Source organism: Dokdonella sp. (assembly GCF_039926425.1).
Taxonomy (GTDB): Bacteria; Pseudomonadota; Gammaproteobacteria; order Xanthomonadales; family Rhodanobacteraceae; genus Dokdonella_A.
Genome location: NZ_JBDSWZ010000092.1, coordinates 22,094 through 37,569, shown reverse-complemented (window position 1 = coordinate 37,569; position 15,476 = coordinate 22,094). Strand labels below are relative to the sequence as shown.

Here is a 15,476-nt window from a genome sequence, read left to right as displayed (position 1 = left end):
ATGCACGAAGCCGCAATGAGTGCGCTGCAGCTGGCCCAGGACAAAGTCGACGCGGGCAAGAAGAAGTAGTCGTCGAACGATCAGCGATCCTGAGATAAGCCGGGCAATGCCCGGCTTATTTGTGCGTTGCGCCGACGCGACTCGTGAATCAGGCGACGCGCCGACCGTCGCGCTTGAGATGGACCAGCAACAGCGACACCGCTGCCGGCGTCATGCCGGAAATGCGCCGCGCCTGCGCGATCGTCTGCGGACGCACCGCCGTCAACTTGGCAAGCACTTCGGCGGACAGGCCGCGCACCGTTTCGAAATCGAACGCGTCCGGAATGGAGCTGTCGTCATGCCGGCGGTTGCGCTCGATTTCATCCCGCTGCCGTTCGAGATAGCCCGCGTACTTGACCGAAACCTCGACCTGCTCCGCCACCGCGGCATCGTCGACACCCGGCCCGATGCCGTCGACGCGCATCAGTTCGCGATACAGCACTTCCGGCCGCCGCAGCAGATCAAAGGAATTCGTTTCGCGTGACACGGTCACGCCGAGGGTGCTGGCCACCTCGCGCCCGAGCGCGTTCGCCGGTGCCGCCCACAGTCCGCGCAGACGCGCGGTTTCCTGCGCGACCGCGTCACGCTTTCGGCACAGCGCATCGCGTCGGTCCTGCGACACGCAACCGAGTTCGAAGCCGAGCTCGGTCAATCGCAGGTCTGCATTGTCCTCGCGCAGGTGCAGGCGATACTCGGCGCGCGAGGTGAACATGCGGTACGGCTCGGTGGTGCCGTTGGTGACGAGGTCGTCGATCAGCACCCCGATGTATGCCTCGTCGCGGCGCGGCGTCCACGCTTCGAGGCCCTTGGTCGCACGCGCAGCATTCAGGCCCGCGACGAGACCCTGCGCGGCTGCTTCCTCGTACCCGGTGGTGCCGTTGATCTGGCCGGCGAAATACAGCCCGGGAACGCTCTTGGTCTCGAGCGATGCGCCCAGCCCTCGCGGATCGAAGTAGTCGTATTCGATCGCATACCCCGGACGCGTGATGTGCGCGTTCTCCAGGCCGCGAATCGAACGAACGAGTTCGACCTGCACGTCGAACGGCAAGGACGTCGAGATGCCGTTGGGATAGATCTCGCAGGTGTCGAGCCCCTCCGGTTCGATGAAGATCTGGTGCGAGTCCTTGTCGGCGAAGCGCACCACCTTGTCCTCGATGGACGGGCAGTAGCGCGGGCCGGTTCCTTCGATCACGCCGCTGTACATCGGCGACCGGTCAAGCGCGCCGCGGATCAACGCATGCGTGCGTTCGGATGTGTGGGTGATCCAGCAGCTGAGCTGACGCGGATGTTCGGCCGTCGATCCCATGAATGAAAACACCGGCGCCGGATCGTCGCCGGGCTGTTCCTGCAGCACCGAATAGTCGATCGAACGCCCGTCGATCCGTGGTGGGGTTCCGGTCTTCAACCGACCGACCCCGAATGGAAGTTCCCGCAGCGCCTCGGCCAGACGCAGCGAGGGAGGATCGCCGGCGCGCCCGCCGGCATGCTGGGTCAGTCCCACGTGGATCTTTCCGGCCAGAAAGGTGCCGGCGGTCAGCACGACACTGCGCGCGCGAAACGGCAGGCCCGACTGGGTGACAACGCCGCACGCGCGTCCGCCTTCGATGATCAGGGAATCGACTGCCTGTTGAAAGACGCGCAGGCCAGCCTGCGTCTCGACCCGACGCCGGATGGCCGCTTTGTACAAAACGCGGTCGGCCTGACATCGGGTGGCACGGACCGCCGGACCCTTGGACGCGTTCAACGTGCGCCACTGGATGCCCGACGCGTCCGCAGCGTGCGCCATTGCGCCACCGAGCGCGTCGATCTCCCTGACCAGATGGCCCTTGCCGATCCCGCCGATGGCCGGATTGCAGCTCATCTGCCCGATGGTTTCGATGTTGTGGGTCAGCAGCAGCGTCGAAGCACCCGCGCGGGCGCTGGCCAGCGCAGCCTCGGTACCGGCGTGTCCGCCGCCGATCACAATGACGTCATAGGTTTCCATGGCGCGCAGTCTAGCAAGCGCCGGCCAAGGTGCTGGCACAGTCCCTGCAAATCCCTCCGCACTCCCGCTGGCGCGCGACGTATGCGAGCACGTCGAACGACCGGAATTCAGGGGCCGGTTGCGCCGGCGGGAGGGTTTTTGAGGGACACGCGCCAGTGTTCGGGCACCAGGTCGCCAGCAGAGGCTGGCGCCCGGCGGTCTCGGGAACAGGGGGGATCCAGAAAAACCGTGTGCCGGGCGCCAGTGATCGAAACCGTTATCCATTCCACAGCCGGGGGTCGTCGAGACTATCCCGGCTTCATTTTTTGCGGCTTCGTCAAAAGTAGCCGTTCACGTCGCTGGCAGACTGTGACGAGGATCGCGAACTCCTGTCTTCCGCGGCCAGATGAGGCCGCTCCAGTCAGATTCGGACGAGCAGCGTCCATGCAACGGCACCGGGAGCCACGATTTCGTATCCGCGCAACGAACGGCGCATCGAAGTGGCGGCGCGGCGGACTTGGCACGCCGTTTGCTCTACTCATTTCACAGAATCCGGGAGAGCACGACCATGAGCAACATCGCCGCCAGCATGAGCTTCAATCCGCTTTTCCTCCGTCACGATCTGATGATCGAACTGGGTCGCCTCGAAATGGCAATCGACAACGCGCGCCATGAAGCTGCCGCCAATGACACGCTTGGCCAGCTCGAATCGCGCTGCGCACGCATCAACGAAGCGCTGAGCAAACTGCCAGCCTGACCCTTTTCAAAACGGCGGGAACAGGGGCCGAGGTCGCGCATTGCGCGACCTTTTTTGTGGGCGATGCGCATGATCGGCGTCAGTCCGCGAGGCTCCGTGTGAGGATGTCCGCAAGGTCGGGAGAATTCCCGCGCAGCGCTGCGAGACGCTCCAGCTCCCGATGCATCAGCGCGCGGCGTACGGGTTCGTAGTTGCGCCACGCACCGAACGCCGTCGCCAACCGCGCAGCCACCTGTGGAGTGATCGCGTCGAGCCGTTCGACTGCGTCGGCGACGAAGCGGTAACCGAGGCCGTTGGCGGCATGAAAGCCGACAGGATTGCGCCAGGCGAATGTGCCCAGCAGCGCGTACACGTTGTTCGGATTGTTCCAGCGGAATGCCGGATGTGTGGTCAGTGCGTCGACGCGCGCGCGCGTGCGCGGATCCGTCGCGCTGGCCTGTACGGCAAACCATTTGTCCAGCACCAGCGCATCCGTCGCATAGCGCTGCGCGAACCGTGCAAGCGCGTCGTCGGCGCCATCGGCGCTCGAGTGGACGAGCATCCCAAGTGCGGCGAGTCGATCGGTGAGGGTGGTGGCCTCTGCAAATTGCTCTCGCGCTCGCTCGAGATGGCGTCGATCGCCGCGGCACAGGATCGCGAGGCAGACGTTGCGCAAGCGCCGCCGGCCCTGTGCGGAGAGTTCATCGGGTGACACGCGATCGGTCGTCAGACGATCGTGGACGTCGAGCAGCGTGTCAGCAAGCGCGAGCGCAAGAGCCGATTCGAGGCTCGACCTGGCCACATGCACCGCGTCCGGATCGATGTCTGCAAGCCCATCGACCAGCGAACCCGCGTCCGCCAGCGTCAGCATTTCGGCGAGCAGCGCCGGATCGGCATCCGAATCGGAGACCGCACGGGCGAGGCACGACGTCCACGCCCGCAGCAACGCTGGCTCGGGCGATCCGTTGGACAGTGTCTGTGCGAACAGGCGCCGGGACAGCGTGTCGGCGGCAAACCAGCGGTTGAATCCGTCGCTGTCGTGGCCGGCCAGCAAGGCCAGTTCGTCCGCATTCGTATCCTGCACAAGGCGAACCGGCGCCGAGTAGCCGCGCAGGATCGATGCCACGGGACGCGCATCGATGCCGGTGAAGCGAAACGTTGCGCTGTCGCCGCGCAGCAGCAGCACGCGTTCGGTTGCGCTCGGCGAGGCGTCGCCGTCGACAGTCAGCGGCAGCGGCCGGCCTGCGGCGTCGAGCAGGGCGACCGCAACCGGAATCGGTAGTGCGTGGACGCGGGGCTGGGTCGTGGTTGGTGCCGTCCGCTGCGTCAACGTCAGTTCGTAGCAACGCCTGGAATTGTCGTAGCGACCGTGCGCGGCAAGCTCTGGAGTGCCGGACTGCGCATACCATGCCAGCCATTCGTCGAGATCGATGTCGTTTGCTGCACCGAGTGCGCCGAGGAAATCCTCGATCGTTGCCGCGTGCCCGTCGTGACGATCGAAGTACGTGTCGAGGCCGCGGCGAAAACCCTCGCGACCGAGCAGCGTCGCAAGCATACGGACGATCTCCGCGCCTTTTTCATACACCGTCGCGGTGTAGAAATTGTTGATTTCCCGATAGCGGTCTGGGCGCACGGGATGCGCGAGCGGGCCTGCGTCCTCGCTGAACTGCGCACGCCAGAGTCCGCGCACGTCCTCGATGCGACGCAACGTGCGCGACGCGAGATCCGATTCGAACTCCTGCTCGCGGTAAACCGTCAGTCCTTCCTTCAGGCTGAGCTGGAACCAGTCACGGCAGGTCACGCGATTGCCGCTCCAGTTGTGGAAGTACTCGTGGCCGACGACAGCCAGCACGTGCCGGTAGTCGTCGTCGGTCGCACGCTCGGGATCCGCGAGCAGGTACTTCGCGTTGAAGATGTTGAGGCCCTTGTTCTCCATTGCACCCATCGTGAAGTCGTGCGTCGCGACCACGTGGAATGCATCGAGGTCGTAGCACCGACCGAACCGCTCTTCGTCCCAGCGCATCGCGCGCTTGACGCACTGCATCGCCCACGCGCACTGGCCGATTGCGTTCGCCTCGGCATGGATGTGGATCATCACGTGCCGGCCCTGCGCCGTGACGAAGGGTTCGCAGATGCTTTCCAGTCGGCCCGCAACCAGCGCAAACAGGTAACTCGGCTTCGGGTGCGGATCGACGAAGCGCGCCCAGTGACGTCCGTCCTCGAGCTCGCCGGCGCCATCGGCGTTGCCGTTCGCGAGCAGCAACGGATAGCGTGTCCTGTCGGCGCGCAGAGTCACCGTGTAGCGCGCAAGAACGTCGGGCCGGTCGAGGAACGGCGTGATCCGGCGAAAGCCCTCGGCTTCACACTGCGTCAGCAGGAAACCCGCCTCCACCGCGCCACTTCGATACAGCCCCTGCAGTGCCGTGTTGCCGTCCGGTGAAATGCGCACGCGCGTTTCGACCGCCGCGCGATCGGCCAGGCCAACGATCGTGAGCGTGCCCCTGGCATGACGATAGTCGTCCGGTGCGAGGGGTCGACCGTCGACGCGGACGTCGACCAGGTCGAGCGCCTCTGCGTCGAGCACCAGATCCTGCGCAGGCTGCAACAGATCCCGCTCCACCGACAACCGCGCTGTGACCCGCGTTGTCGCCGGATCAAGATCGAAGACGAGTTCGATATGGGTGACGAGCCATGGCGGCGCGCAATAGTCGCGCAACAGGTGGATCGGCTTTGCGCCACGGACTTCGGTCATCGGAACAGGTTCGATCAAGGACGACGAGGCAGGCTAGCATGCGACTTCGGCACGCGTGTATCGTGCGCGATCACGACACTTGGACCGTTGATGGTGCCGACGATCGAACCTCCGGATTTCGCCGCGATCGAAGCCGCTGCGCTGCGCATCCGTTCGCATGCGCATCGAACGCCGGTCGTGCGTTCGCGCACGCTCGACGCAATCGCTGGAGCACAGCTTCACTTCAAGTGCGAGAACCTGCAGCGCACCGGTGCGTTCAAGTTTCGCGGCGCGTGCAACGCGGTGTGGTCGCTCGACGACGACGCAGCGTCTCGTGGCGTCGTCACGCACTCCTCGGGAAACCATGGTGCCGCGCTCGCGCTCGCTGCGCGCACGCGCGGGATCGCTGCCCATGTGGTCGTCCCCGAGGGCGCGGTGAAGTCCAAGGTGGTCGCGATCGAAGGCTATGGCGGAATCGTGCATCGCTGCGCGCCGACGATGGCCGCGCGCGACGCGCTGGCGGCGCTGGTGCGCGACCGTACCGGAGCCCACTTCGTCCACCCCTATGCCGACGCGCGCGTCATCGCCGGTCAGGGAACGGCGACGCTGGAGCTTCTCGCCGAGAGCGGGCCGCTCGATGCGCTGATCACCCCGGTCGGTGGCGGCGGGCTGGTTGGCGGAAGTGCGATTGCCGCGCACGCGATTGCGCCCGCCATGGCCATCCTCGCAGCCGAACCGGAGGGAGCCGCGGACGCGTTCGAATCCCTTCGTCGCAACGAACGCGTGACCGATGTCGTGCCGGACACTCTTTGCGATGGTCTGCGCGGCGGCATCGGCGCGATCAATTTCGATCTTCTGCGGATCCACGGCGTGCAGGTGTTGCGGGTTTCCGACGTCGATACGGTGGCTGCGATGCGCTTGATCTGGCAACGATTGAAGCTGGTCGTCGAACCGTCGTCGGCGATCGCACTGGCGGCCATCCTGCAGCATCCTGCGCAGTTCGCCGGCCGACGTGTCGGCGTCGTTCTCTCAGGTGGCAACGTCGATCTCGACGCGCTGCCGTGGTGAGAGCGCGAGCGACCGCGGCCAGGACACGCGGTCTGCCCGACCGCTTTCCGCGGATCAGCGCGACTGCGCTTCCCCGCTGCGCCAGTTCACCAGCAGGAGCGCAACGGCGATGAAGACGATGCCGACGCATTCGACCGGCGAGGGCCGTTCGCCCAGCAATGCCCACGCGAACGCTACTCCCGCGATCGGAATGACCAGACTCGAAAGACCCGCGACATTCGCAGGCAACTCGGCAACCACGAACGACCACAGCAGCCACGCCAGTCCGGATGCCAGTACCGTGTTGTAGAGAAGGGCGGCAATGAACGCGTTGGACCACTCGATTGGGCGTTCCGGCACCAGCAGCGCGATCACCACCATGCCTGCGCTTCCGATCAGCATCTGCCAAGCCGTCAGCGAAAGCACGTTGATGCCACCGCGTTCGAACAATCGCTTGGACAACGACACGCCGATCGCCCACGCAAACCCGCCCGCGAGTGCGAGCAACGAACTGCGGCCGTCCCCCAGACCGAGCCAGGGTTCGAGCACCAGCACCAGTCCGATGCCTGCAACGGCGAGTCCAGCGATCAGGCGCGGCGCGGGTCGCACCTTCCACACCAGCCAGCCAAACAGCACCAGCCAGAACGGCATGCTGTACGCGAGCAGCGCCGTTTTACCGGCGCCGCCATCGACCAGTGCCCATTGCACGAGCAGCTGAAAGCCGAGCGTCTGCGCCAGTCCGATCATCGCGGTCGGAACGAGCGGAGGTGGTCGCAACGACTCGCGCCGAACCAGCAGCACGGCGAACAGCACGATCGTGCCGCCGACATACCGAAGCGCAGAAAATTCGAACGGGCCGCTGAACTGCAGCGCCTGCTTCATCACGATCCAGTTGTAGCTCCAGATCAGCGTTGGAAAAGCGAGGGCAATCAGCGCGGCGCGGCGGGAAGTGGAGGCCTGGGTCACGGAACGTCTCACGCGCATCGAAGCGGCGTCGGGCTGGGTATCATACGAAACCGCTGCACGCATGAGGTTCACCCACGATGGCCGACGAGTCCCCCGGCGACGATCGCACGCGTTGCAGCTGGGCGGGCGACCATCCGGAGATGCGCGCGTACCACGACACAGAATGGGGTGTGCCGCTGCACGACGACCGCGCTCTGTTCGAGTTCCTTTGCCTGGAAGGCGCGCAGGCGGGCCTCAGCTGGCGCACCGTGCTGTTGAAGCGCGATGCGTATCGACGCCTGTTCGACGGCTTCGACATCGAGGCCTGCGCGCGAATCACGGATCGTCGAATCGGGGAATTGATGATGGATCCGGCGATCATCCGCAATCGGTTGAAAATCGGTTCCGTGCGTGACAACGCGCGCGCCGCACTTGCAGCCATCGACGAAGTCGGCAGTCTCGACGCGTTGCTGTGGTCGCATGTCGACGGCCGCACGATCCGCAACCACTGGCGGCAACCGGGCGAGGTGCCCGCGACGACTGCGATGTCCGACCGCATGAGCAAGACTCTTCGCAAGCGCGGATTCCGCTTTGTCGGGTCGACGATCTGCTATGCCTTGATGCAGGCGACCGGAATGGTCGACGACCATCTGGTCGATTGCTTTCGACATCGCAATCCGGACTGAGGAACGCGCATGATCGTCAGCGATGCGAGCGCGTTCCTTGCGCAAATTGCGTCCGGGAACTATCCGGTGCGCACCGCCGGGACGGCGCGCGGCGCGTTCCTGGTCAGTCCGGCGAGCGATGGGCTGGCCGCGCAATCGGCGATCGACAATCGCTACATGGATCTTTCACGCGTGCCCGACGCATCGCGTGCGCGCCGGCAACACGCCGATTTGGCGCGCCGCCTCGGTGCCGACGTGCCGGTGGTGACTTTCGCGGGGGACCCGGAATGTCCCGATGGCGTGTTTCCGAACAACGTGTTCGCGACCACCCGCGGCCAACTGATTATCGGACGCATGCGCCATGCAGTGCGTCGGCGGGAAGCCGCGCGTTCCGACATCCGCGGATTCTTCCGCGACGTTCTCCACTACCGCGAAACCGATTTGTCCGGCGAGGCCTTCGTCGCCGAGCTGACCGGTTCGGTGTGCATCGACCGTGCGCGCGGGATCGGCTATTGCGGATTGTCCGAACGCTGCGACATGGCCGGTGCGCGCGCGATGTTCGACGCCTTCGGGTTGCGCTTGATGTTCGTCTTCGATCTCGCTCCCGGCGAATACCACACCAATGTGGTTCTCGCGATTCTTGCAGGCCGCGCCGCAATTCTCGCGCCGGACGGATTCGCCGACGCCGCAGTTCCGGCGGCGATCGCGCAGGCTTATTCGAAGCGCACGGTTGCATTGAGCGTCGCGCAGAAGCGCGCGTTTGCCGGCAATGCGATCGCGTTGGCTCCAGGCCGCACCTGGATGAGCGCTGCCGGCGCAGCTGCGCTCGAACCTGCCCAGCTTGCACTGCTCGAGCGCGCCGGCCTGACCGTCGACGATATCGCGCTCGACGAGATCGAGAAATCCGGTGGAAGCTTGCGCTGTTGCGTCGCCGAACTCTTCTGAATCATCCGAACCGTCAATACGTGGCCGTATCGAGCCGTCAGTGCCTGGGACGCTCCGACTCGCGACCGAGCTGTGAACAAGGCGGTCTGTGCTAGTGTCGGTGCGACGGCGCGGACCGAGCCATCACGCGGCATGACCTGCGTGGCAGAGTGACGGTTGAACCGGCGTCATTGGGATGGTGTGAGGCCAGCGAGCGAACTCGCGCGCGCCCGCGCCATGAACGTTGTTCCAGACAGCTTGCGGGGATCACATGCAGAAACCAATCACGGCGGCCATCATGGCTGCCCTCGTCGGCACGGGTGCAATCCTTGCTCCCGCGTTCCCGACCCACGCCACCACGCAGGTGGCCAACGCGGATCCGGAAGCGGACATGTTGTTGTTCAGCGCCTACCCGTTCGACACGCAGCGCACGCATCCAGTTGCACCCGCGCCCTTCTCGATGAATCCGCCGGCCGGCGATACGCTGCAGGTGGTGCAGTTCACCGGACCAATCCAGCAGAAGTGGCTGACCGCACTGTCCGTGCGCGGAATCAAGCCGGTGCAGTACGTTGCCAACAACGGCTACATCGTGTGGACCGACGCTGCCGCGAAAGTGCAGCTCGAACATCTGCGCACGACGCAATCGTGGCTGCAGTTCGCAACGCCGTATTACGGATTCCTGAAAGTCGATCCCGCACTTGGCGACGCGCTCGCGAAGAATACGCTCGCGGCCACCAACGACGAAGTCGACGTGATCGTGCAGGTCTATCGCCACGACAACGTGCAGGCAACGCGTCAGTTCATCACCTCGAAAGGCATTCTTCCGCCGCGCCAGTTGGGACCGGTGGGTTCGGGCAAGGCCGATTACATCTGGGCGCCGGTCCTTGCCTACGAAAACGTCAAGCTGCGCGTGCATATCGCGGATGTTCCGGCGATTGCCGAACGGCCTGACGTGACCTTCGTCGGCACCGTGTCGCCTCGCCGGATGATGGACGAGAAGCAGGACATCATCATGACCGGCGACTTCTCGCCGAGCATGGTATCGATCGACTACCTGCAATTCCTGATCAATCATGGCTTCAGCCAGAGCGCGGCCGATTATCCGATCGTCGATCTCACCGACAGCACGATCGACGAAGGGGGCACCGGGGTCACGGTGCTCAACACCACCGATCCGCGTCTGCATGTTGGCGGCAGCGTCAGCAACCCGGTGCGCGTGTCGTACTTCAAGAACTGTTCGAACACCCCGAGCACATCGGTCGGTGCGATCGACGGCCACGGTTCGCTCAACGCCGGCATCATCGTCGGCTACGATCAGACCACCGGTTCTCCCTACCAGGATTCGGACGGCCACCAGCTGGGACTGGGCATCAATCCGTTCGGCCGCGTCGGCTCCACCGCGATCTTCGTGCCGGGTTTTGACATCAGCGCTTGTGGCGGCACCGACCAGGGCGTCATCGCCGCCAACTGGTCGAACGGGGCGCGCATCAGCAGCAACTCGTGGGGTCTGACCGTCCCGCCGACCACCTATGATGACGGCGATCAGTCGTATGACGCCGGCGTTCGCGACGCCGACCCGGTTGCAAGCGGCAACCAGGAAATGATCTACATCTTCTCCGCGGCGAATGACGGTCCTGGCGCTGCGACGGTGTCGTCACCCGCCTCCGGCAAGAACGTCATCACCGTCGGCGCGTCGGAGAATACCCGGCCAACGTGGGCGGACGGTTGCGGCGTTCCCGCGACCGGCGCCGACAACGCCAATGACGTGATCGACTTCTCCAGTCGTGGTCCGGCTCCCGGACAGCGTGCAAAGCCCGAAGTGATCGGACCCGGCACGCACATCCAGTCGGGCGCGAGCAATTACAGCGGCTACACCGGCACGGGCGTCTGCGACAAATACCATCCGGTTGGCCAGACGGTTTTCGCCGCGTCTTCCGGGACCAGCCACTCGACACCTGCAACGGCGGGCATCGCCTCGCTGGCATTCTGGTGGATCGAGCACAACGGGGCTGGTGCGGCGGCCGGCACGGTCGACGAGATTGGCGGCAACCGCGCTCCGAGCCCCGCGCTGATGAAGGCGTGGATGATGGCGCACCCGACATATCTCACCGGCGTCGGCGCGAACGACAACCTGCCCAGCAACAGCCAGGGCTATGGCATGCCGAACATGACCAGCATGTTCGATGCAACACCCAAGGTGTTGCTTGACCAGAGCGAGGTGTTCGACAACACCGGCGAAACCCGCTCGTACACGTGGGGCGTCGTCGATTCGACCAAACCCGTTCGCATTGCGATGACCTACACCGATGCGCCTGGCGCCCTCGGCACCAGTCCGCAGGTCAACAACCTCGATCTCAAGGTGGCAGTCGGCGGTCACACCTACCTTGGCAATCGCTTCGACCACGCCTTCAGCATCGAAGGTGGAACTGCGGATACGAAGAACAACTACGAAGCGGTATTCCTGCCTGCCGGCACCACCGGTGACGTGACGATCACCGTGACCGCGACCAACATCGCGGGCAATGGCATTCCGAACGTCGGCGACGCGACCGATCAGGACTTCGCGCTGGTCTGCAGCAACTGCTCGCAGGCGCCGTCATTCACGCTGGCCGCGACGACCCATGTAGCGGAGATCTGTGCCGGTACCGACTTCTCCTCCGTCGTGAACATCGGTTCGATCCAGAGCTTCAGCGATCCGGTCGCGCTTGCGCTGAGCGGTGCGCCTCCCGGCGCAACGGCTGCGGTGGTTCCCACCACGGTCAATCCGGGAGATGCGGCAACCGTGTCGGTCACCGATTCTTCCGGTGTTGCTGCGGGCGAGTACACGATGACGCTGACCGGCATGTCCGGCTCGATCACCAAGACGCTCGACTTCGATCTGACCTATGCAACTGCAGCGCCGTTGACGCCTGTTCTCGACGCACCGGCGGACGGTTCGACCAATACGACCCTGACTCCAACGTTGACGTGGGAACCCTCGCCGCAGGCAACGAGCTACCTGGTCGAAGTGGCGACCGATCCGTCGTTCGCCACTCCGGTTGCGTCGGCGACCGTCACCGATACCGCATGGACCGTGTCTCCGGCACTCAACTCGAACACGCAGTTTTACTGGCGCGTAACCGCGTTGAATGCGTGCGGCGACAGCGCGACGGCGGCAGGCGACCGCATTTTTGGCGATGGTTTCGAGGGTGAGCCGCTGCCGCCGATCGGAACGGCTTCGCAGTCGTTCATCACGATGGCACTGCCGGGCGATTGCTCGATCGGAAGCACGCAACAGGTGATCTGGTCGGACGACCTCGAGTCGGGTGCGGGAACCTGGGCGCATTCGGGCACGGGTGACACCTGGACGCTCGGCTCGACCGCGCACAGCGGGACGCACGCATGGCAGGCGAGCAACGCGACCGTGGTCACTGACCAGCGGCTGGTGTCGCCGAGCGTCGTCCTGCCAGCTGAGCTCAGCGGGCTCACGCTCTCGTTCTGGAACCAGCAGTCGATGGAGAGCACCACCGGCGCTTGCTACGACGGCGCAATCATGGAAGTGTCGACGGATGCCGGTACAAACTGGACGCAAGCCCTGCCTGCAACTCTTTTGACCGACCCGTACGATGGGCTGGTGTCGAGTGGTTTCCAGAATCCGCTGGGCGGCAAGCAAGCGTGGTGCGGCGATCCACAGGCCTATCTGAACTCCGTGATCGATCTGTCGTCGTTCGCCGGGCAAACCGTGCAGTTCCGTTTCCGCATGGCGAATGATTCTTCAGCGGCACACGCCAATCCGGGCTGGGCAATCGACGATGTGAAGGTCGCCGGCTGCGCGACGAACTGAACGAAAGAAGGGCGCGGCCGCGGCCGCGCCCTTCCAGGATGTTTGCAAGCCCCGCGCGAGCGGGGCTTTTTTTTGGTTCGCAAACACGAGTTCAGCCGCAATTCAAAGCCCGCTGTCGAGACTGCAGGTCGGAACGGCGGAATGACTCGCCGGGAAATGCTTGGACACACATGTGGATCACGTTTGCGCGGCCGGTCTATCGAACGTTGCTGGGAGTCGCGCTGGCCGGGTTTGGCGTATCGATGTCGCTCATTGCAGATGCAGGTGAGCTGACGCCACAAGAGGCGGCTGCTCAGGCGCAGCAAGAAACCGACGGCAAAGTGCTTTCTGTGCAGACGTTGAATGTCGGCAAACGCAAGGTCTATCGCATCAAATTGCTGACGCGTGACGGCCGTGTCCGCGTGATCCAGATCGCTGCAGATCAATAAGTACGACATCTACGACGGCACGACCGAACGGGTCGTGTGATCAAACTTGAGGAGAGAACATGCGCGTATTGCTGGTGGAAGACGAGGCGCCCCTGCGGGAGACGCTGGCAGCGCGGCTGAAGCGCGACGGGTTCGCAGTCGATGCGGCCGGTGACGGCGAGGAAGGTTCCTACCTCGGACGAGAAGTGCCGTTCGATGTCGCGATCATCGATCTCGGCCTGCCGAAGTTGTCCGGCATGGATCTGGTCAAGCAGCTGCGCGAATCGGGCCAGCGCTACCCGATCCTGATCCTGACCGCGCGGTCCAGTTGGCAGGACAAGGTGCAGGGACTCAAGAACGGCGCCGACGACTATCTCGTGAAGCCGTTCCACGTCGAGGAGCTGCTGGCTCGCCTCAACGCGCTGGTGCGGCGTGCCAGTGGTTGGTCGCGGCCAACGCTCGAATGCGGGCCGGTGATCCTCGACACCACGGCACAGACGGTCAGCGTCAATGGCGCGACGGTCGACCTCACCAGTTACGAGTACAAGGTGCTCGAATATCTGATGTTGCACGCCGGCGAATTGGTGTCGAAAGCGGATCTGACCGAACACATCTACCAGCAGGACTTCGACCGCGATTCGAACGTTCTGGAGGTGTTCATCGGACGCCTGCGCCGCAAACTCGATCCGGACAACGCGATCAAGCCGATTGAAACGGTGCGCGGGCGCGGGTATCGCTTCGCGCTCGAACGCGACGACATCAGTCCGGCAACGACGGAGCCGCAAGCCGACAGCGCCTGAGGATCGGCCGGTGGCGCGCCCGCTTTCACTGCAAGCGCGCTCACTGGCCGCCGCCAGTCTGGTGCTGGCGGCGTTCCTGGGGCTGGCCTTTTTCGCGCTGGACCGCGCTTTTTTCCAGGCTGCCGAGAGTGCGCTGAACGACCGGCTGCAAGGGTATCTCTATGCGTATCTCGCCGGATCGGACCAAAGCCGATCCGGCTTGCTGATTCCACCCGAGGTCGGACCCGACCGCCGATTCGATGAACCCTCGGCCAGCGGCCTCTACGCCGGCATCGTCGGCGACAAGATCGCCGGTGTCAGCGGAAAAATCTGGAGGTCGCCATCGGCAACCGGCCGCGAATTGCCATTTTCCGACGAGCTTCCGAGAGGACCCCCGCAATTTGCAGGGCCGGTCCAGACTCCGACCGGCGAGCTGTTCATCCTGTCCGAGGGGGTGGACTGGAACAGCGGCACCAAAGGCGAGATCCACCTCACCTACTACGTCGCCGAGGACGGTCGCGCGTTGCGCGGACAGGTCGACGTGTACCGGCGCACGTTGCTTGCGTGGCTCGGCACGCTCGGCATTGGCCTGCTGCTGTTGTTGTTCGCGGTGCTGCGCTGGAGTCTCGCACCGCTGCGCAAGGTCGCTGCGGATCTGGCGCGCGTCGAGTTCGGTGCGCAGGAACGTCTGGGCCGCAACTACCCGGTCGAACTGTCGGGGTTGACCGCCAGTCTCGACAGCTTCATCGACGCAGAACGAGACCGTGTATCGCGCTACCGCAACACCTTGTCCGACCTCGCGCACAGTCTGAAGACGCCGCTGGCGGTCATGCGCAGCCAGCTCGAAGCGGACAGCGACGGCAAATCGTTGCGCTGGACCGTGCTTGAGCAGGTCGGGCGTATGGACGAGATCGTCGCCTACCAGCTTTCGCGAGCGGCGACCTCTGGTCAGCAGACATTCGCCGCGCCGTTGCCGCTCGATCCGTATGCCGAGGAAATCGTGCGCAGCCTCGAAAAGGTCTATGCGTCGAAGGGCGTGCTGTGCGAATTCGAGATCGATCCGGCCGCGCGATTCCATGGCGACCAGGGTGACCTGATGGAGCTCCTCGGAAACCTGCTCGAAAACGCGTTCAAGTGGGCACGTCGGCGTGTTTTGCTGAGCGTTCGCCCGGTCCAGTCTGTCGGCAAACGCGCCGGCCTCGACCTCGTCATCGAGGATGACGGTCCGGGCATCCCAGACGATCAGGTCGAACACCTCCTGCAACGCGGCGTGCGGGGCGACGAACGCGTGCAGGGCCACGGCATCGGCCTCGCCATCGTCCAGGACATCATCAAGGCCTATCGCGGCGAACTTGCGGTCGACAGTTCGCCGTCGCTCAACGGCGCGCGATTCACTGTTCGCCTCGGCGCGCGCTGA

Annotated in this window: 11 protein-coding genes; 8 read left to right on the top strand and 3 right to left on the bottom strand. The window is 64.6% G+C overall.

Going from position 1 to position 15,476, the window contains the following annotated elements:
* Window positions 1-148: 148 nt before the first annotated feature.
* Window positions 149-2,023 carry a tRNA uridine-5-carboxymethylaminomethyl(34) synthesis enzyme MnmG gene (gene mnmG, locus ABIV12_RS06210; protein WP_348057347.1) on the bottom strand — a complete coding sequence of 625 codons (1,875 nt, stop codon included), beginning with the start codon at window positions 2,021-2,023 and terminating at the stop codon, window positions 149-151.
* 547 nt (window positions 2,024-2,570) lie between these two features.
* Between mnmG and ABIV12_RS06205 the strand changes: the two genes are divergently transcribed.
* Window positions 2,571-2,759, top strand: coding sequence for a hypothetical protein (locus ABIV12_RS06205; protein ID WP_348057345.1), 189 nt, complete (start codon window positions 2,571-2,573; stop codon window positions 2,757-2,759).
* A 79-nt stretch (window positions 2,760-2,838) separates the two neighbouring features.
* Here ABIV12_RS06205 and pepN read toward each other — a convergent pair whose 3' ends face one another.
* Window positions 2,839-5,490 carry an aminopeptidase N gene (pepN, locus tag ABIV12_RS06200; RefSeq protein WP_348057343.1) on the bottom strand — a complete coding sequence of 884 codons (2,652 nt, stop codon included), beginning with the start codon at window positions 5,488-5,490 and terminating at the stop codon, window positions 2,839-2,841.
* A 90-nt stretch (window positions 5,491-5,580) separates the two neighbouring features.
* On the opposite strand from pepN, the gene ABIV12_RS06195 reads away from it, so the two are divergent.
* Window positions 5,581-6,537, top strand: a complete 957-nt coding sequence (locus ABIV12_RS06195) for a pyridoxal-phosphate dependent enzyme (RefSeq protein WP_348057341.1) — start codon at window positions 5,581-5,583, stop codon at window positions 6,535-6,537.
* A gap of 54 nt (window positions 6,538-6,591) precedes the next feature.
* Here ABIV12_RS06195 and ABIV12_RS06190 read toward each other — a convergent pair whose 3' ends face one another.
* A complete protein-coding gene (locus ABIV12_RS06190) occupies window positions 6,592-7,482 on the bottom strand; it encodes an EamA family transporter (RefSeq protein ID WP_348057339.1) in 891 nt (296 codons plus the stop codon).
* 77 nt (window positions 7,483-7,559) lie between these two features.
* On the opposite strand from ABIV12_RS06190, the gene ABIV12_RS06185 reads away from it, so the two are divergent.
* From ABIV12_RS06185 to ABIV12_RS06160, 6 genes are all read left to right on the top strand, one after another.
* On the top strand, window positions 7,560-8,147 hold the full coding sequence (locus ABIV12_RS06185; protein ID WP_348057337.1) for a DNA-3-methyladenine glycosylase I: 588 nt from the start codon (window positions 7,560-7,562) through the stop codon (window positions 8,145-8,147).
* Between the two features lie 9 nt (window positions 8,148-8,156).
* The gene (locus ABIV12_RS06180) at window positions 8,157-9,071 is read left to right on the top strand and encodes an arginine deiminase-related protein (protein ID WP_348057335.1); all 915 of its coding nucleotides are present in this window, start codon (window positions 8,157-8,159) and stop codon (window positions 9,069-9,071) included.
* Between the two features lie 277 nt (window positions 9,072-9,348).
* Window positions 9,349-12,873, top strand: a complete 3,525-nt coding sequence (locus ABIV12_RS06175) for a S8 family serine peptidase (RefSeq protein WP_348057333.1) — start codon at window positions 9,349-9,351, stop codon at window positions 12,871-12,873.
* Window positions 12,874-13,115: 242 nt separating this feature from the next.
* On the top strand, window positions 13,116-13,301 hold the full coding sequence (locus tag ABIV12_RS06170) for a hypothetical protein (protein WP_348057331.1): 186 nt from the start codon (window positions 13,116-13,118) through the stop codon (window positions 13,299-13,301).
* 59 nt (window positions 13,302-13,360) lie between these two features.
* Window positions 13,361-14,080, top strand: a complete 720-nt coding sequence (locus ABIV12_RS06165) for a response regulator transcription factor (protein ID WP_348057329.1) — start codon at window positions 13,361-13,363, stop codon at window positions 14,078-14,080.
* A 10-nt stretch (window positions 14,081-14,090) separates the two neighbouring features.
* Window positions 14,091-15,476 carry an ATP-binding protein gene (locus ABIV12_RS06160; protein WP_348057327.1) on the top strand — a complete coding sequence of 462 codons (1,386 nt, stop codon included), beginning with the start codon at window positions 14,091-14,093 and terminating at the stop codon, window positions 15,474-15,476.

What these genes read in the sequence shown, in the direction of transcription:
- ABIV12_RS06180 (WP_348057335.1), top strand. Translation starts at nt 8,157, where the DNA reads ATGATCGTCAGCGATGCGAGCGCGTTCCTTGCGCAAATTGCGTCCGGG.
- ABIV12_RS06165 (WP_348057329.1), top strand. Translation starts at nt 13,361, where the DNA reads ATGCGCGTATTGCTGGTGGAAGACGAGGCGCCCCTGCGGGAGACGCTG.
- ABIV12_RS06170 (WP_348057331.1), top strand. Translation starts at nt 13,116, where the DNA reads ATGTCGCTCATTGCAGATGCAGGTGAGCTGACGCCACAAGAGGCGGCT.
- ABIV12_RS06205 (WP_348057345.1), top strand. Translation starts at nt 2,571, where the DNA reads ATGAGCAACATCGCCGCCAGCATGAGCTTCAATCCGCTTTTCCTCCGT.
- ABIV12_RS06195 (WP_348057341.1), top strand. Translation starts at nt 5,581, where the DNA reads ATGGTGCCGACGATCGAACCTCCGGATTTCGCCGCGATCGAAGCCGCT.
- ABIV12_RS06185 (WP_348057337.1), top strand. Translation starts at nt 7,560, where the DNA reads ATGGCCGACGAGTCCCCCGGCGACGATCGCACGCGTTGCAGCTGGGCG.
- ABIV12_RS06175 (WP_348057333.1), top strand. Translation starts at nt 9,349, where the DNA reads ATGGCTGCCCTCGTCGGCACGGGTGCAATCCTTGCTCCCGCGTTCCCG.
- pepN (WP_348057343.1), bottom strand. Translation starts at nt 5,490, where the DNA reads ATGACCGAAGTCCGTGGCGCAAAGCCGATCCACCTGTTGCGCGACTAT.
- mnmG (WP_348057347.1), bottom strand. Translation starts at nt 2,023, where the DNA reads ATGGAAACCTATGACGTCATTGTGATCGGCGGCGGACACGCCGGTACC.